The following is a 17,817-nucleotide window of genomic DNA, read 5'->3' as shown; positions in this document are numbered from 1 at the left end:
ACGGGCGCGGACGGGCGCTGGACAATATTTTCGTCGAGCGCTTGTGGCGCAACGTGAAGTACGAGGACGTGTACCTGAAGGGCTACGCCAACATGGCGGAATTGATGGTGGGCCTGGCACAGTATTTCGCGTTCTACAACGCACAGCGGCCGCACCAGTCGCTGAGGTATCAGACGCCCGATCAAGTCCATCGCGATGGGATTGGCGGCGGTGCGTTGATCGTCGACAGGTACGGCGATGACGGCGAGACGCCGCAGGAAAAGAGTGGTACGGGACAGCGCCGAGCAGCTGATGAAGTGGAAATGGGCACAGCTTAAATTAACTGGCAGAGTGTCTTGACTGACGGGTCCACTTTACGGGTTCATCTGGCGTTGTTGCATAAATCGGTTCTGACTGGGACTTTCCCCTTTCCCTTGAATTCACGTGATACGGACGGACTGAGGGCGAGCCAGCGCGGCCATGCGATTGAGCACGCCTGCACGGATGGCCACTTCGGTGGCTTGGGCGCTAATCGTGCGCGCCGCCAAACTCCTGCCCGTGAGCATCTTCAAACGGTACATCAACGTCTCGGCGTGCGAGCGGCGGTGATAGCCGCTCGATATCTTCCACTCCCGCCGGTTGCTACTGCCGATGGCGTCGAGCGCATCGTTGCGCCAAGCCGCGCCCGGGGTTCGTTGCGGCCAGGGCGCCGCGCCATCGCGCGGCGGGATCGACAGCGTGGCCTCGCGCGCGGCGATCACCGCGTGGCATTGCCGGGTGTCGTAGGCGCCATCGCCGCCGACGACACCGATCGGCGTGCCGGCCGGGATCTGGTCGAGCAGGTCTGGCAGCACTTCGGCATCGCCGACGTCCTGGTGCGTCATTAGCGCGGCGCAAATCTGGCCGGTGTTCGCGTCCATCGCTAGATGCACCTTGCGCCAGGTGTGCCGCTTGGAATAGCCGTGCTTGCGCACCTTCCATTCGCCCTCGCCAAACACCTTCAGGCCGGTGCTGTCGACCACCAGATGCAGCGGCTCCAGACTTTGATCTCGCAACACTTGAAGAAGTATTGTCGCCCACCATCAACCTTGGGACCTGTTACAGGTGCTACCGTAATTTTCCTGAGCAGTGCTGAAACGGACAATGCTTGTTGCTGAGCTAGTGCCGATGCCGACACATACGTTGCTTTGAAATTTTGTAGGCTCAGCAATGAGATCCGACGCATAGCGTGGTCATTTTTAGTGATCAGCGCAGCCAGCCCAAGGCCGTGCGCGCCGCGCTGGGCGAAGACCGCAAGGCGGTCAAGGCGACGCTGTGGGGCATGCGCAAAAATCCCGTCGGCTGGACCTACCAGCAGATCAATTCGATGCATTGGCTACAACGCTCCAATTTGAAAAGCGCGCGGGCCTGGCGCTTGAAGCAGGCCCTGCGCGAGGTCTATCGCGGCGCCGTGGCCGCCAACTGCGCCGCCAAGGCGGAGCAGGACTTGTTGGGCTGGATATCCTGGGCGCGCCGCTGCCGCCTGGAGCCGTTCAAACGCCTCGCCAACACCCTCAAGGAACGCCTGCCCGGCGTGGTGCGCGGCATGCTAGAAGGCCGCAGCATTGCCTATGTCGAGGCCATGAACGGCATGCTCCAGCAGACCAAGCGGGTCGCGCGCGGCTTCCGCACCATCACCAACTTCATCGCCTATTTGCGCATGGCCAAACTCGAACACCTACCGGCCAATGCGCTGCGCGCCGCCGTGCCGCGCGAGTTTGGCGTTACGCGGCATGCCGCCTGAAGTCAGTTTCCACACGAAACGGCATAGAGCCCTAAAAGTGAGCTTACATACTGGAGGGGGCAGCCAGATCCACGTCAGACCGCCATTTTTGTAACGAACTCGTCTGGGGGCCATTATTGTCGCGTGGTATTTTGCGTATTTTCCTACATGGCAAGAGTGCTATCCTTATGCTAATGCCGGAGTTCGGCCAGAGGTAGAAATCCGCTTGTTCGACACCAATTCCCTAAAGGTGCGGCCGTAGCATAGTCACGACCAAGATTCGAGGTTTTCGTCTCATAGGTAAATTATGCGAAATGCGATATTGATTGGCGTTTAATGAAATACGATTGGTGAGGTGAACAAGGTGAGTAACGATAAGGATAAAAATTATCCAGCCACTGCAGTGACAACATGGAGCGGTTATGTCTACCAAGGAAAAATCGCGCTCTACCACGCCCTCAAGCTGATCGATCAAGGCGACTTGGATTTTGAGCTTCAACTAGATAGCAGTGATGATTTTTCGATCTACAAAAGCGGGGCGTTAATCAGTGCTCATCAGGTAAAAGCCAAGATTGGAATAAATCGTAGCGTGTACGCCGAAGCCTTGGAAAAATCTTCAGCAATCGAATTTGATCGCGCCGCCGGAATTTTACGTTACTTTCATGTCTCCGTTCAACTTGATAATACCAATGACCACACAGGAACGAACGGGGAAACTGTTCAGTTCTACGTTTATGGTAAAAACAAATATTGCGGCCTAGGTGAAATAGAAGGGCTCACTAAAGATATTATTGGGAAAATTTTCGCCAGTCGATCTAAAACGGTGAGCGATAGATTTTTGAATTACAATTATTGTCTTCTATCTGAAAAAATAAGTACCAAGGCGGTAGAAATACATCGTATTGTGCAGGTCGATCGAAAAAAAGCAAATCAAGCCGCTCATGAGAGTCGGATTTCGGCTCAAAGCTTATTAGATGATATTTTGAACAAAAACCCTTACGACGATACTGATTATTACACCGCCGAATTGAAGGCCGATCTGCACAATCATCTTGAAAACCGGCTTGATCAATATTTACCTGGAATGAATGATGAAGCGTATTCCAGAGCACGCAAGCTATTTGAGCATATTCGCACCACTGACGTAAAAGAAATGAAAGCGCTCTGTCAGCTGATTAAGCCATCTGAACGATTTTCAACCATCCAAAAGGCCGATATCCGACGTTATTCCGAGCTTGTTGAGGCTATGAGCGTTGAGCCGATCTTCAAACAATTCCCCCATTATTTGGATAACCATAAAACCTTTTACCTTCCAACAGCTCTCGATCTCCCTTTAATTGATGATCACGAAGGTTGCACGTCAGATTTACTGGGGGAAATGGAAAGCAATGGTGACCTTCTTAAACTCTTATTTGAGTACAACCACCTCATCCCCTGCAGATCCACCAAGTCTTTCACCATTAATACAAAATACACCAATTCCGACGATCTGAGTAATCAAGACGTTAAAGATCGGATCGACAGCAATATAACAAAATCACTTTGCTTAAGCATAGTGACCAAAGAAGATGCGGAGGCTCGACTGAATGATAAATAATATTATTGATGAGGCACTAATTGCTCATGGCTTCGCAAAAGAGTACCAAACCGATTTGACGAGCTTCTACGTCCGTGAATCTCAGTCAGCGATCAGGTTTGTGATCCTGCACAAGCTGGACGAACTGCTCAGTCCCGTCGAACTGAACGCCGCCATCAACCAATCGGCACCTGAATCTTTCCTCAGCCATCCAGCGTTCAAGAAAAATTGCGATCTGATCTGCGTTCATCACCTGAACAAACTAGCGGAATTCAAAGACAACGAAGAGCAGATATTTGCGATTGAAGAGGATCCTCACTTTTTCAAGAAATATATTCTGTACTACAGCGACGCAGAGGCGAGCGCGATTCAAGAATATTCCTTTAATAAGCTCGCCGCTACTATTTCTGATAAGAGCCAGTTTGGCAACTATAAGAATGATCCTCTGGCAGCTACACAGTACAGCGTGGCAGCAAAAATCTTCATCAAATTGCCTTTTCTTGAGCTCCCATTCACGCGAGGGGATCTCGTCTCTTTACGCCTGCAAGCGGCCGAGGCGGTTGCTGAAGCCGAGCTGGACGTGACATATAAAATCGTTCAAAAACACACTGCTAATAACGTAGACGAATTGATCAAGGAACTGATTAAAAATGAGCTGGATAATAACTCGAATTGAAGTCACTAGCTTCAAAGCTTTCAAGCACATCGCCTTGAATTTAGACGCTTCGTCTCTGTTGACCCTGGATGGGCCGAATGGATATGGGAAGACCAGTATCTTTGATGCCATCGAGTTATTACTCACAGGTCAGATTAAGAGAATCTGTAACCTCTTCACGACCTTGATGACAAGAAATAAAAGCAACTATGATGACAACCTGTTTTGGAACACTCGCTCGGGTAAGAAAGACCTATCAATTAAGATTGAATTCGTTGATGGTGATCGTAAGCTCGTTTTAGCCAGACATGCGCCTGTAAAAACGTTCGAAACCAAAGCGAACAACCGGGCAGATAAGTTCAAGCACTTTACCCTCTATGAGCTGCCCGATTTCGACTCCAAAGCTTATACATCAGAAAATAAACGTGACGACGAATTCCTTGACCAAGTGTTTGGAAAGAATTTTAGGGAAAACTTCTCGTTCCTGAATTACCTGGAGCAAGGGCAGAACAAACTGCTTCACACACGGGTGGACGAACGTAAGGATGTGCTCGGAAATTTGTTTAACATAAGCGATGTCGCCACAGAAATTGATAACTGCCGGTCGATCGCAACCAAACTCACCAAGTATTTGAACGACGAAAAACGCAAAGCAGATGAAGATGCGCTCAAAACCGAGTGCAGTGCCTTGCGCGAAATGCTTCAAGCGGACTTGGGTAGCGTTGAATACAAAAAATTGTCCACCGTTGAGTCCGAACCAGGTTGGGACAAGGAAGACCCCTTCCCCACTTTTGCCCAAGATGTTCATGCCCAGTTCCTGAAGTTCATCCACAAACTAAATGACCTACTTCTCCTAAAAGCCCCCATCCGCATCCGAGCGGAAAATGAAGCCATCGAAGCCGACATTAATCTACATACTGAGTCACTGACCAATCTGGCTCGTTTGGGCACTGAATTGAACAAGCTGGATGATCTGGAAAAAACCAAAGGAGAGATCGACAAGCTCACGAAAGCAACCGCTATCATCAAGAAAGGGGCTTCTGTCATCACTGTGGATCAGGCCCACACGCTGCCAGGTTGGGCAACTGATCGGCTGGAGTGGTTCGCGGCCCAGATTACAATCCGCGATAACCTGCAGACGAAGAATAACGCCAACGATAGCGCCGCAGCAGAATTGGCACGGTTGAAACAAAATCTCCTTGATGAGCATGCCAAGCTCTATTCTGACGATAAATTTTGCCCGCTGTGCGGAGCCGACTGGAAATCTCACGCATCAATGCTTCAAGCTGTTGAGGACAGGGCCCAGAAGATCAATAATATTTTAGGGGGGGACGGTAAAGCACTTGTCGCCTTGATCGCCGCGATGACTGCTGAGCTCACCACCATTGAGACGTATATTCAGGGCCGGGAGGCAGTCCTGCAGCCGGGATATAACGGTGCGCTACATAAAGCGCTTACAGAAGCAAAGCCCCGACTACCCGCAATCCAGTATTTAGCCGAACGACTCAGGGTAGCGGGTATTCAAGTCGCCTTCATGTTCACTGACGACGAAGTGTTGGTAGCTGCCCGACTGGAAGAGTTACGGAATTTGATGCGCGCCAAGAAAACGGACGAGACCGTGGTGCCTCCGGAAGATTGGCGACAGACTATCGACGCCGTGTTCAAGGACTTGAAGGACTTCTATATTTTTGATATTCAAGATCTAAAAAACAAAGAGCTTTATATAACGATCAAGGCGAACGAAGCCCAGAGCAGCAGGCTTCAAAAGTGCATTGAAGAACTTCAAAAATTTCAACGCGAGAACGAGGCTGCCAACAAGGCTAAAGACAAGGTCAACAAACTACTCGCGACCTTGAAGAAAGCAGAGCAAAAGTACGCTGATCAAACCATATCGGCAATTGAGCTCATTTTCCATATTTACAGTGGTCGGCTCATCCAGAACTATCAGCGCGGTCTCGGGCTATTCATCGAGAGTCAGGATGGCAAGCAACTGCGGTTCTTGACGGCGGAAAAGTCTGACCATGACGCGGTCATGTCCATGAGCACCGGACAGGTTTCCGCCCTCAGCCTCGCCTTCTTCCTTTCGCTCAACAAGGTGTATGCAGATGTCCCGCTCATACTTATCGACGACCCATCTCAGTCTCTCGACGAGGTAAACGTTGCCTCTCTAACCGATTTGCTCCGCTGTGAGCTCAAGCATTGCCAGCTCATCGTATCGTCTCATGAAGACGATATTTCGGCGTACATGCGCTACCGCTTCAACAGGGCTGGGTTGACGACGAGCTCGCTCAATATGCAACGCATGGTAAAAGAAGCATCGTAGCGAGAGGAACTCGCAAACTCCCATCCTGCACCCTTTCGGCTGGTGTACATCGCTCTCTAGGGGATAAAGGGAGCGGAATTCACACCAGTGCTTGGCCCGTAGTCCCGCTTGTTATGGGCGTCGCCTCGGCGGATGCAGCCTGAATCGCTTGCTGAGATACCGGATATGGCTTCCGCTAGTCGGTCGCAGCCCCTCGCTTGCGCGTCACCAGGCGCTGTGCTGGCGTCTATCGATCAGTGTCTTTTGGCGCTGGTGAGTATGCTCGCTCCACTTGCGGGCCTACTTTTTAACATTTTCGATGGCCCAGCAATCATCATAAAGTGTGATGGTACTTGACGTAAAAAAAGGCTCCTTGGAGCCTTTTTTCACTAACTGCGTCATTGGTTTTTCACTTACTTGGCACAGTTTTCACTTTTTGTGTCACCCAACAGATTTACACGTCGATGTTGCCAGCCCGCAGCGCATTGTTCTCAATAAACGCCCGACGCGGCTCAACATCATCCCCCATCAAGGTGGTAAAGATCTGATCCGCCGCAATCGCATCCTCAATCTGCACCTTCAGCAAGCGGCGCACCTTCGGATCCATGGTGGTTTCCCACAGCTGAGCCGGGTTCATCTCGCCCAGACCTTTGTAGCGCTGCTTGGAGACCACACGTTCCGCCTCGTCGCGCAGGAACTGCATGGCGTGGTGGAAGTCGACCACGGCCGATTCCTTCACGCGCTCGCCTTCGCCACGGGTGACCACGGCGCCTTCGCCGATCAAGCCGGTGAAGGTGGCGGCGGCGTTGGCCAGCACGCTGTAGTCGGTGCCCAAGACGAAGTCCGCATCGATCGCGGTGACCTTCACGTTACCGTGGTGCATGCGCTCGATCCACAGCATGTGCTTCTCGGACAGCTCGTCCGAGCGCACCGACACCTTCACGGCGATGTCGTTGATGTTCTCGGCCAGCGCGCGGGCCGAGGTTTCGGCCTGCTCCAGCGTGTCCAGGTTCAGCGTCACGCCGGTCATGATGGCGGTCAGCGCGGCGCGGTCGATCACGCGGGTCAAGCGGGTCATGATGGCGTTGGCCAGGTTGAACTTGCGCACCAGCTCGGCCAGCGGCTCGCCGACGATAGGGTCGGCGCCTTCGCGCGGGATCAGCACGGCGGTGTTCAGCGCCACGCTCATCATATAGCTGGCTTCCTCCACGTCGTCCTTGAGGTAGCGCTCGTCGCGGCCGGCCTTGACCTTGTACAGCGGCGGCTGGGCGATGTAGATGTGGCCGCGCTCGACCAGCTGCGGCATCTGGCGGTAGAACAGGGTCAGCAGCAGGGTGCGGATGTGGGCGCCGTCGACGTCCGCATCGGTCATGATGATGATGCGGTGGTAGCGCAGTTTTTCGACGTTGAACTCGTCCGGTCCGATCGAGGTGCCCAGCGTGGCGATCAGCGTGGTGATCTGCTCGGACGACAGCATCTTCTCGAAGCGCGCCTTTTCCACGTTCAGCACCTTGCCGCGCAGCGGCAGAATGGCCTGGAACTTGCGGTCCCGGCCTTGCTTGGCCGAGCCGCCTGCGGAGTCACCCTCGACCACGTAGAGTTCGCACAGGGCGGGGTCTTTTTCCTGGCAGTCGGCCAGCTTGGCCGACAGGCCCAGGCCGTCCATCACGCCCTTGCGGCGGGTCAGGTCGCGGGCCTTGCGGGCCGCTTCGCGCGCGCGCGCCGCTTCGACGATCTTGCCGCAGATGATTTTGGCATCGTTCGGTTTTTCCTGCAGGTAGTCCGACAGCGTCTTGGCGACGATCTCTTCGACCGGGCCGCGTACTTCGGACGAGACCAGCTTGTCCTTGGTCTGCGAGGAGAACTTCGGCTCCGGCACCTTGACCGACAGCACGCAGGTCAGGCCTTCGCGCATGTCGTCGCCGGTGATCTCGACCTTGGCCTTCTTGGCGAACTCCTGCTCGTCGATGTATTTGTTGATGACCCGGGTCATCGCGGCGCGCAGGCCGGTCAGGTGGGTGCCGCCGTCGCGCTGCGGGATGTTGTTGGTGAAGCACAGCACCTGCTCGTTGTAGGCGTCGTTCCACTGCATCGAGACGTCGACGGTGATGTTGGTGTTCTGGTCCGACATGCGTTCGCCGGTGGCTTGGAACACGGTCGGGTGCAGCACCGTCTTGGCCTTGTTGATGTATTCGACGAAGCCGCGGGTGCCGCCCTCGAAGGCGAAGATCTCTTCCTTGCCGTTACGCTGGTCGGTCAGCTTGATGTTGACGCCGTTGTTGAGGAAGCTCAGCTCGCGGATGCGCTTGGCCAAAATTTCGTAGTGGAACTCGACGTGGTTGAAGATCTCCTCGTCGGCCCAGAAGTGGACGTCGGTGCCGCGCTTGTCGGTCTCGCCGATGACCTTGATCGGCGAGACGGCGAAGCCGTCGCGCGTGTCGAGCTCGCGGTTTTGCGGCACGCCACGGACGAACTCCATGTAGTGCACCTTGCCGTCGCGGCGGATGGTCAGCTTGAGCAGCTTGGACAGGGCGTTGACGCAGGACACGCCGACGCCGTGCAGGCCGCCGGACACCTTGTAGCTGTTCTGGTCGAACTTGCCGCCGGCGTGCAGCTCGGTCATGACGATTTCGGCAGCCGAGCGTTTCGGGTCGTGCTTGTCGTCCATTTTCAGGCCGGTCGGCACGCCGCGGCCGTTGTCGGTGATCGAGATCGAGTTGTCCGAGTGGATGGTGACGTGGATCTCGGTGCAGTGGCCGGCCAGCGATTCGTCGATCGAGTTGTCCAGCACTTCGAACACCAGGTGGTGCAGGCCGGTGCCGTCCGAGGTGTCGCCGATGTACATACCGGGACGTTTGCGCACGGCTTCCAGGCCTTCCAGGATCTGGATGGAGGACGCACCGTATTCTTCCTGCTTGGCCGGGACTGGATTCTCTTGTGGGCTATCGGACATGGACTGCTTTCTCAAATAACGAATTACTGGGAACTTCTAAAACCACTGCTGCCGGCCGCGCTAACCACGCGCGGCCGACTTAGATGCGCATCGGCATGACGACGTACTTGAAGTCGGTGTTGTCCGGGATCGAGATCAGCGCCGACGAGTTCGAGTCGCCCAGGGCGATGTTGATCTGGTCGCACTTCAAATTGTTGAGCACGTCGAGCAGGTAGGTGACGTTGAAGCCGATGTCGACGCTGTCGCCGCCGTAGTCGATCTCCAGTTCCTCGACCGCTTCTTCCTGGTCGGCGTTGGTCGAGCTGATCTTCATGCTGCCCGGGGTCATGATGCAGCGCACGCCCTTGAACTTGTCGCTGGTCATGATGGCGGCGCGTTGCAGCGAACGCAGCAGCTCGTCGCGGCCGATGGTGAACTCGTTCTTGTAACCCTTGGGGATCACGCGGGTGTAGTCGGGGAACTTGCCCTCGACCAGCTTGGAGATCAGTTCGATGTCGGCGAAGGTCAGCTTGACTTGGTTCGCCGCGATGTCGAGCTGCACCGGCTCGTCGTTCTCTTCGAGCAGGCGCTGCAGCTCGATGATGGTCTTGCGCGGGATGATCACTTCCTGGCGCTCGAAGGTTTGCTCGGTCTCCACTTGGCAGAAGGCCAGGCGGTGGCCGTCGGTGGCGACGGCGATGACGTTCTTGCCGTCCAACACCAGCAGCAGGCCGTTCAGGTAGTAGCGGATGTCCTGCTGGGCCATGGAGAAGTGGACCATGTTGAACAGGTGCTTGAGCGTCTTCTGCGGCAGGGTGACGGTGGCGTTGTAGCTCTCGGCCTGTTGCACGGTCGGGAACTCTTCGGCGGCCAGGGTCTGCAGCGCGAAGCGCGACTTGCCGGTTTGCACGGTCAGGCGCTTGTTGAGCAGGGTCATGGTCACGTCGCCGGACTCGGGCAGGGCGCGCAGGATGTCGAGCAGCTTGCGCGCGGCCACGGTGGTGCCGGCCACTTCATGGCCGGAGCCGATGTCGGCGTGGGTGGTGATCTGCACTTCCGTGTCGGTCGACAGGAAGGAGACGCTTTCGCCTTCTTTGCGGATGAGGATATTGGCCAGAATCGGCATAGTGTGCCGACGCTCGACAATACCGCTCACGATCTGCAGTGGCCGGAGAAGGGTATCTCGGGTGGTTTTGACCAATTGCATAGTTATCCTCAATGGTAAGTTTTAAAGATGCTTTTATAACAATGTTGCTAATTAATTCTGTTTGGCGGAAAGCACAAATGTTTGCCTGAATCATAATGGCAAACCGGCGCACAGGCCAGCACTTGCGTTTCTGTCCGCGCGCCGACCGCTTTGCTTGCTCAGGGTCAGACTTGCTCAGGGTCAGACTTACTCAGGGTCAGACTTACTCAGGGTCAGACCCTAGGGTCTGACCCTATGCATGCTCTGGTCCCATGCCCGCTTAGCCCTTGAGCGTCTGCTCCAGCACGTGCAGCTCGTGGTTGCACTCGGGGTTCTTGGTGCGGTCCAGCGCGATCTTGCGCACCGCGTGCAGCACGGTGGTGTGGTCGCGGCCGCCGAACAGTTCGCCGATCTCCGGCAGACTCTTCTGCGTCAACTCCTTGGCTAGGTACATGGCGATCTGACGCGGCCGCGCGATGTTGGCGGGGCGGCGCTTCGAGTACATGTCGGCGACCTTGATGTTGAAGAAGTCGGCCACCGTCTTCTGGATGTTTTCCACGGAAATCTGGCGGTTCTGCACCGACAGCAAATCCTTCAGCGCCTCTTTCACGATGTCGATCGTGATGTCCTTGCCGTGGAAGCGCGAGTAGGCCAGGATCTTGCGCAGCGCGCCTTCGAGCTCGCGCACGTTGGAGCGCAGGTGCTTGGCGACGAAGAAGGCGACGTCGTCGGAGAACGTGACGCCCTCCTGCTTGGCCTTCTTCAACAGGATCGCCACGCGCATTTCCAGTTCCGGTGGTTCGATCGCCACGGTCAGGCCGGAGTCGAAGCGCGAGATCAGGCGATCGTCCATGCCGGTGATCTCTTTCGGATAGGTGTCGCTGGTGATGATGATCTGCTTCTTCGCGGCGATCAGCGCCTCGAACGCATAGAAGAACTCTTCCTGCGTGCGGCTTTTGCCGCCGAAGAATTGAATATCATCGATCAACAGCATGTCGAGCGAGTGGTAATAGTGCTTGAAGTCGTCGAAGCCCTTGCGCTGGTAGGCGGTCACCACGTCGCGCACGTACTGCTCGGCGTGGATGTAGCGGATCTTGGCGCCCGGCTGGTCGGCCATCACCTGGTTGCCGATGGCGTGGATCAAGTGGGTCTTACCCAGGCCCACGCCGCCGTAGAAGAACAGCGGGTTGTAGGACACGCCCGGATTATTGGCCACCTGGATGGCGGCGGCGCGCGCCAGCTGGTTGGCCTTACCGGTGACGAAGCTGTCGAAGGTCAGGTCGGTGTTGATGCGGCTTTGCTCGCGCCGTGGCGCGGCGCTGGCCGGCAGCTCGGGCACGGAGGGCACCGGATCGGCCATGCGGGCGTTGCCGGATGGGACGCCACCGTTGTTGTCGGGCACGGGTGCCACGCTGGCGACCTTTTTCGGCGCCGACAGGCGCGGGTCGAGCACGAACTGCACCTCGGTCGGCGCTTCCCAATACTGGCAGGCCAGCGCGGTGATGCGGCTGGCGAACTGGGTCTTGACCCAATCGAGCTTGAAGCGATTGGGAGCGGCCAGACGCAACTTGCCCTCCTCGTAATCGAGGGGGATGAGCGGTTTAATCCACGCACTGAATTGTTGCGGCGTCAGCTCCAGTTCCAACTGCGCGGAACAGGTCTGCCAGAAATTTTCCATGAATCGTCTACTGTGAAAAGGTGTGGGAGGGCGTATCGATACTGCCCCGGCGAGCAGTCCAGAACTGGATCGCAGCGCGAGGGCTCGCCACACGTAACGCGCTATTCTACTCTCGCCGGAGAAAGTTATCCACAGGCACGACGCATATTTTCGCACGTCGGCGGGGCTTCAAAGCGCTTCGGGCGCTACTTTGCTGTTGACATGCGGGATCGAAATGCCGATAATTCAGGGTTCCCCGCCCGTATTCCGTGTTTATTCACTTATATGGAGTAAGCGTGGATATCAGCGGGCGATGAGATGGACCCAGCTTGTGCCGGAGTGTTGGCATAAGTGCGCGAAATGTCATTGGCACCAAAAACTGACGGGACGTCAGACCCGATTTTGCATTTTTTTTGCTTTTTAGCGAGACCAACATGAAACGTACTTACCAACCTTCCGTTGTACGCCGCAAGCGTACGCACGGCTTCCGCGCTCGTATGGCTACCCGTGGTGGCCGTGATGTGCTCAACGCACGTCGCGCAAAAGGCCGCAAGCGTCTGGCCGTATAAGCCAGACCTTGTTAGCTGATCGCGTGGACAGCTCTAGCGGCTCGACAGGCGAAGGTTCTCACGACTTCGCGCGCGTTCGGCGCATCATTAAAACGGATGAATTTTCATCCGTTTTTCGTTTGCGCCCTACGCAGAAAACTGCGCATTTCGTGCTCTATACCCGTCTGAACCAACTGCCGCATGCGCGGCTGGGCGTCGTGGTGGCGAAGCGGTTCGCGCCGCGTGCGGCCACGCGCAACACGATCAAGCGCGTCACGCGCGAGCTGTTCCGCCAGACCGGCCTGCCGGCCATCGATTGCGTGGTGCGCCTGGCCAAGCCGGTCAACACCAAGGACGGCCCGGCCACCACCGCCAAGCTGAAGACGGCTTTGCGGCTGGAATTGACGCGCCTGTTCGCCGCGCAGGCGGCGCTGGAACGCCAGGCCAGGAGCGCCGCCGCAAGCGCGGCGGCGAACCTGGCCGAGGCGCCGGCCGAGGCGCCCGCCGCCGTGGCGGACGCCACGCCGGATGCCAGCTCGACGGCGCCATGAAAACCCTGCTAAGCTTCTTGCTTCGCGCCTACCAGCTGACCATCAGTCCGCTGATGGGGCCGCGTTGCCGCTTCTACCCCAGCTGCTCGAACTATGCGCTCGAGGCGCTGCGGGTGCACGGCGCCGCCAAGGGCAGTGCCCTGGCGGCGCGGCGGGTGTGTCGCTGCCATCCCTGGAACGAGGGCGGCTTCGACCCCGTGCCTGCCAAGGACGGGGCGCAAGACAGCACCGATTCTTCAACGACCGCTTGCGGTTGCAACCACTCCTGATCAATACCCTAATGGATATCAATAAACGTACCATCCTTTGGATCGTGTTTGCCGTGTCGCTGGTAGTTCTCTGGAACAACTGGATGGTATCGAATGGCAATCCGTCCATGTTCGCGCCGACCCCGCCGGCCGTCACGGCCAAGGCCGCCGACGCGAAGAAGTCCGACCTGCCGGCCGCCGCCAGCGCAGTGGCCACCGCAGCCGCAGCCGTGCCCGGCGCGCCCGGCGCCGCCGCGCCGTTCAAGAGCGAGCGCGTCACCATCACCACCGATGTGATCCGCGCCGACATCGACACCCTGGGCGGCCAGATCGTGCGCCTGGAGCTGCTCAAGTTCAAGGACGGCATCGACACCAGCAAGAACCAGGTGCTGTTCGAAGCCACCGCCAAGAAGACCTACCTGGCCCAGACCGGCCTGGTCGGCGCAGCCGGCCTGCCGAACCACAACACCGGTTTCGTCGCCAAGCCGGGCGCGCGCATGCTCAACGACGGCAGCCAGATCCAACTGGTGCTGGAAGCGGAGCAGGGCGGCGTCAAGCTGACCAAGACCTTCACCTTCAAACGCGGCGACTACGTGGTCGACGTGCAGCACGACGTGAGCAACGTCGGCGCCGCGCCGGTCAAGCCCGAGCTGTACATGCAGCTGGTACACGACGGCAACAAGCCCGAGGGCGAGTCCTACTTCAACAGCAGCTACACCGGCCCGACCCTGTACACCGACGCCGACAAGTACCACAAGCTGCAGTTCGAAACCGTGGAAAAAGAGGCGGCGGAATCGGTCAAGACCGGCAAGCCGGTGGTGATGGACCACCCGACCAAGGCCGACAACGGCTGGGTCGCCATCTCGCAGCACTTCTTCGTCTCGGCCCTGGTGCCGCAGGACAAGCTGGCGCGCGACATCTTCACCAAGAAGATCGACACCAACCTGTACGCCATCGGCGTGGTCCAGCCGCTGGGCACCCTGGCGCCCGGCGCCACCGTGAGCAACCACGCCAAGCTGTATTCCGGCCCGCAGGAAGCCAAGCTGCTGGAAAAGGTCACGCCGGGCCTGGACCTGGTCAAGGACTACGGTTTCCTGACCATCATCGCCAAGCCTATCTTCTGGGTCATGGAGCAGTTGCACGCGGTACTGGGCAACTGGGGCTGGACCATCATCGTCTTCACCATCTTGATCAAGCTGGCCTTCTTCCCGCTGTCGGCCGCCGGCTACCGCAGCATGGCCAAGGTCAAACTGGTCACGCCGAAGATGCAGGCGATCCGCGAGCGCCACAAGGGCGACCCGGCCAAGATGAACCAGGCCACCATGGAGCTGTACAAGGCCGAGAAGATCAATCCGCTGGGCGGCTGCCTGCCGATCCTGGTGCAGATGCCGGTCTTCATCGCCCTGTACTGGGTGCTGCAAGCGTCGGTGGAGATTCGCGGCGCGCCGTGGATCGGCTGGATCACCAACCTGGCCGCGCCCGATCCTTGGTTCATCCTGCCGGTGCTGTACGCCATTTCGATGTACATCACCACCAAGCTGAACCCGGCCCCGGCCGATCCGATGCAGGCCAAGATGATGTTGTTCATGCCGCTGGCCTTCTCGGTGATGTTCTTCTTCTTCCCGTCCGGCCTGGTGCTGTACTGGGTGGTGAACAACGTGCTGTCGATCGGTCAGCAGTATGTGATCTCGAAGAAATACGCCGAAGCGGCCGCCGCATAATGTAGGCACAGCCCGCCTGTTGTGAAAAAGCCCGTGCCCCGCACGGGCTTTTTTGTATCCGCACCCGTCTCGATAATTTACAATCATTCCATGAAACTAGACTCCTCCCCCATCGCCGCCATCGCCACCGCACCGGGGCGCGGCGGCATCGGCGTCGTGCGCGCCTCCGGCAAGAACCTGCAACCATTGATGAGCGCGCTGTTCGGCGCCACCGCGCTGGCGCCGCGCCACGCCACCTACATCCCGTTCCGCCAGGCCGACGGCACGCTGATCGACCAGGGCATCGCCATCCACTTCAAGGGACCGCAGTCCTACACCGGCGAGGACGTGCTGGAGCTGCAGGGCCACGGCGGCCCCATCGTGCTGCAACTGCTGCTGGCGCGCGTGCTCGAGGCCGGCGCCGAGAGCGGCCTGCGCCTGGCCGAGCCGGGCGAGTTCACCCGCCGCGCCTATCTGAACGACAAGCTCGACCTGGCCCAGGCCGAGGCGGTGGCCGACCTGATCGACGCCTCCACCGAGGCGGCCGCCAAGTCGGCCTCGCAGTCGCTGTCGGGCGCGTTCTCGAAGACCGTCAATACCCTGGTCGACGGCGTGACCAATCTGCGCATGCTGGTCGAGGCCACGCTCGACTTCCCCGAGGAGGAGATCGACTTCCTGGAGAAGTCCGACGCGCGCGGCCAGCTGGCCGGCATCGTCGCCTCGCTGCAGCAGGTGTTCAAGCAGGCCGCCCAGGGCGCGCTGCTGCGCGAGGGGCTCAACGTGGTGCTGGTGGGCCAGCCCAACGTCGGCAAGTCGTCCCTGCTCAACGCGTTGGCCGGGGCCGACGTGGCCATCGTCACGCCGATCGCCGGCACCACCCGCGACAAGGTCAGCGAGACCATCCAGATCGAGGGCATTCCGCTCAACATCATCGACACCGCCGGCATCCGCACCATCGACGACGCCGTCGACGTGGTCGAGCGCATCGGCATCGAGCGCACCTGGGGCGAGGTGGCCAAGGCCGACGTGATCCTGCACCTGCTCGACGCCGACCACGGCCCCTCGCGCGCCGACGACCACATCGTCGCCGCCTTCCCGGCCGGCGTGCCGGTGCTGCGGGTGTGGAACAAGATCGACCTGTCCGGCCACAAGGCGGCGGTCGACGCGATGGCGGACGCCACCCACATCTACCTGTCGGCGCACGAGCACATCGGCATCGACCTGCTGCGCGCCGAGCTGCTGCGCATCGCCGGCTGGCAGCAGACCGGCGAGTCGCTCTACCTGGCGCGCGAACGGCATTTGATCGCGCTGAAGAACGCCGGCGCCCACCTGGACCGCGCCGGCGAGCACGCCGCGCAGAACGACCAGTCGCTCGACCTGTTCGCCGAGGAGCTGCGGCTGGCCCAGGCGCAATTGTCGAGCATCACCGGCGCCTTCTCGTCGGACGATCTGCTGGGCGTGATCTTCGGCCGCTTCTGCATCGGAAAGTGATATCTTTTGTTCGTGCATTTCTGCGCGTCGAAATCAAGGTCGCAGAGCGCCTTCGGCGTTATGTTGATGTGGATGGAGAGATATCTATGAGATTGAGCAATGAGTGGTCCTAACGACGCGGCAGGTGGCGAGGGTGAATTGGTGCTGTATGCGACCGACGACGGCCGCGCGCAGTTCTTCTTACGCGCAGAGGGAGGGACTGTCTGGCTGACGCAACTCGAACTGGCCGAGTTATTTCAAACTACGGTGGCCAACGTCAATATTCATATTAAGAATGTTCTGGCGGAGGGCGAATTACAGGCTGGGGCAACTATTAAGTCTTCCTTAATAGTTCGAACGGAAGGTAAGCGTCAGATTCAACGTCCGGTCAAACAATACAGCCTGGAGATGGTTTTGGCCGTCGGCTATCGGGTCAGATCCCCGCGCGGCGTTCAATTTCGTCAATGGGCGACCGCTCATCTAAAGGAGTACCTGGTCAAGGGTTTCGTTCTGGATGACGCGCGCTTGAAGGATCCGGTTGGATGGGATTACTTTGACGAGCTACTCCGCCGCATCCGGGACATACGAGCCTCGGAGAAGCGCTTCTATCAGAAGGTGCGCGCTCTTTTTGCGCTGTCGGTGGACTACCGGGACCATGTCGAGTTGGCGGGGCAGTTCTTTGCTGAAGTTCAAAACAAGATGCTCTTCGCCGTTACTCGGCAGACTGCGGCGGAAATTATTGTTCAACGTGCCGACCCGTCGCAGCCCAATATGGCGTTGACCGCGTGGCGCTCCGGTTGTGTTCGCAAGACGGACGTGATCGTCGCTAAGAACTATCTGAATGCGGAAGAGATCGAACACTTGAACCGCATCGTTACTTTGTTTCTAGAGTTCGCGGAGCTACGGACCCAGCAGCGCAATATAGTGGATCCCGAATTTGAGACGATGGTTTAAGCTGTGGTCCGTGAAAGGATGACAGCAAATGAGTGAAGGTAAAAAGCGGCGAGTGCACACGGCGGAGTTCAAGGGCAAGGTGGGCCTTGAGGCGGTGCGCGGGGTGAAGACGGTGACGGAGATCGCGCAGGAGTACGGCGTACATCCAGTCCTGGTTGGCCAATGGAAGAAGGAAATCCTGGACAACGCGGCAGCCTTGTTTGATGCCAAGCGTGGTCCCAAGCCAGTCGATGAAAGCAGCCCGGAAGACAAGCTGTATGGCGAGATTGGGCGGCTGAAGATGCAGGTCGATTGGCT

At 57.9% G+C, this 17,817-nt stretch carries 13 protein-coding genes and 3 pseudogenes; 12 read left to right on the top strand and 4 right to left on the bottom strand.

Features of this window, described 5'->3' with window-relative positions:
- On the top strand, positions 1-317 hold a 317-nt coding region (locus BM252_RS28785; RefSeq protein WP_245774316.1), incomplete at its 5' end, for an integrase core domain-containing protein.
- A gap of 102 nt (positions 318-419) precedes the next feature.
- Here BM252_RS28785 and BM252_RS28780 read toward each other — a convergent pair.
- Positions 420-1,016, bottom strand: a pseudogene (locus BM252_RS28780) (IS5 family transposase); the annotation flags it as partial.
- A gap of 206 nt (positions 1,017-1,222) precedes the next feature.
- Between BM252_RS28780 and BM252_RS28775 the strand changes: the two are divergent.
- The 4 genes and pseudogenes from BM252_RS28775 to BM252_RS28760 form a co-directional block, all read left to right on the top strand.
- Positions 1,223-1,762: pseudogene (locus BM252_RS28775) on the top strand (transposase); the annotation flags it as partial.
- Positions 1,763-2,105: 343 nt separating this feature from the next.
- Positions 2,106-3,338 carry an ABC-three component system protein gene (locus tag BM252_RS28770; protein WP_093391153.1) on the top strand — a complete coding sequence of 411 codons (1,233 nt, stop codon included), beginning with the start codon at positions 2,106-2,108 and terminating at the stop codon, positions 3,336-3,338.
- Complete coding sequence (locus BM252_RS28765) at positions 3,328-3,993, top strand: ABC-three component system middle component 1 (RefSeq protein WP_093391152.1); 666 nt, start codon at positions 3,328-3,330, stop codon at positions 3,991-3,993. Before BM252_RS28770 ends, BM252_RS28765 begins: the two co-directional genes overlap by 11 nt.
- A complete protein-coding gene (locus BM252_RS28760) occupies positions 3,968-6,295 on the top strand; it encodes an AAA family ATPase (RefSeq protein WP_093391150.1) in 2,328 nt (775 codons plus the stop codon). The genes BM252_RS28765 and BM252_RS28760 overlap by 26 nt, the downstream gene beginning before the upstream one ends.
- A 433-nt stretch (positions 6,296-6,728) precedes the next feature.
- On the opposite strand, the gene gyrB is transcribed toward BM252_RS28760, so the two are convergent.
- From gyrB to dnaA, 3 genes are all read right to left on the bottom strand, one after another.
- Complete coding sequence (gene gyrB / locus BM252_RS28755) at positions 6,729-9,227, bottom strand: DNA topoisomerase (ATP-hydrolyzing) subunit B (RefSeq protein WP_093391149.1); 2,499 nt, start codon at positions 9,225-9,227, stop codon at positions 6,729-6,731.
- A gap of 79 nt (positions 9,228-9,306) precedes the next feature.
- The gene (gene dnaN / locus BM252_RS28750) at positions 9,307-10,413 is read right to left on the bottom strand and encodes a DNA polymerase III subunit beta (RefSeq protein ID WP_093391147.1); all 1,107 of its coding nucleotides are present in this window, start codon (positions 10,411-10,413) and stop codon (positions 9,307-9,309) included.
- A 259-nt stretch (positions 10,414-10,672) separates the two neighbouring features.
- On the bottom strand, positions 10,673-12,070 hold the full coding sequence (gene dnaA / locus BM252_RS28745) for a chromosomal replication initiator protein DnaA (protein ID WP_093391145.1): 1,398 nt from the start codon (positions 12,068-12,070) through the stop codon (positions 10,673-10,675).
- A gap of 413 nt (positions 12,071-12,483) precedes the next feature.
- Between dnaA and rpmH the strand changes: the two genes are divergently transcribed.
- The 7 genes and pseudogenes from rpmH to BM252_RS28710 all read left to right on the top strand — a co-directional run.
- Positions 12,484-12,618 (top strand): 50S ribosomal protein L34, encoded by a 135-nt coding sequence (gene rpmH, locus BM252_RS28740; protein ID WP_010401996.1) that lies wholly within the window; start codon positions 12,484-12,486, stop codon positions 12,616-12,618.
- Positions 12,619-12,641: 23 nt separating this feature from the next.
- Positions 12,642-13,034: pseudogene (gene rnpA, locus BM252_RS28735) on the top strand (ribonuclease P protein component); the annotation flags it as partial.
- A gap of 110 nt (positions 13,035-13,144) precedes the next feature.
- The gene (gene yidD, locus BM252_RS28730; protein WP_093391142.1) at positions 13,145-13,417 is read left to right on the top strand and encodes a membrane protein insertion efficiency factor YidD; all 273 of its coding nucleotides are present in this window, start codon (positions 13,145-13,147) and stop codon (positions 13,415-13,417) included.
- Positions 13,418-13,428: 11 nt separating this feature from the next.
- A complete protein-coding gene (gene yidC / locus BM252_RS28725) occupies positions 13,429-15,117 on the top strand; it encodes a membrane protein insertase YidC (RefSeq protein ID WP_093391141.1) in 1,689 nt (562 codons plus the stop codon).
- Between the two features lie 90 nt (positions 15,118-15,207).
- Complete coding sequence (mnmE, locus tag BM252_RS28720) at positions 15,208-16,587, top strand: tRNA uridine-5-carboxymethylaminomethyl(34) synthesis GTPase MnmE (protein WP_093391139.1); 1,380 nt, start codon at positions 15,208-15,210, stop codon at positions 16,585-16,587.
- Positions 16,588-16,686: 99 nt separating this feature from the next.
- A complete protein-coding gene (gene rhuM, locus BM252_RS28715; protein WP_093391138.1) occupies positions 16,687-17,520 on the top strand; it encodes a RhuM family protein in 834 nt (277 codons plus the stop codon).
- Positions 17,521-17,548: 28 nt separating this feature from the next.
- Positions 17,549-17,817 (top strand): transposase (locus BM252_RS28710; protein WP_139236437.1); only part of this gene is annotated, 269 nt, incomplete at its 3' end.

Origin of the sequence: Rugamonas rubra, from assembly GCF_900114705.1 — a bacterium.
GTDB classification, from domain to species: Bacteria; Pseudomonadota; Gammaproteobacteria; order Burkholderiales; family Burkholderiaceae_D; genus Rugamonas; species Rugamonas rubra.
Note: the sequence above shows the minus strand (reverse complement) of the source record. Positions and strands in the feature narration are given on the sequence as shown.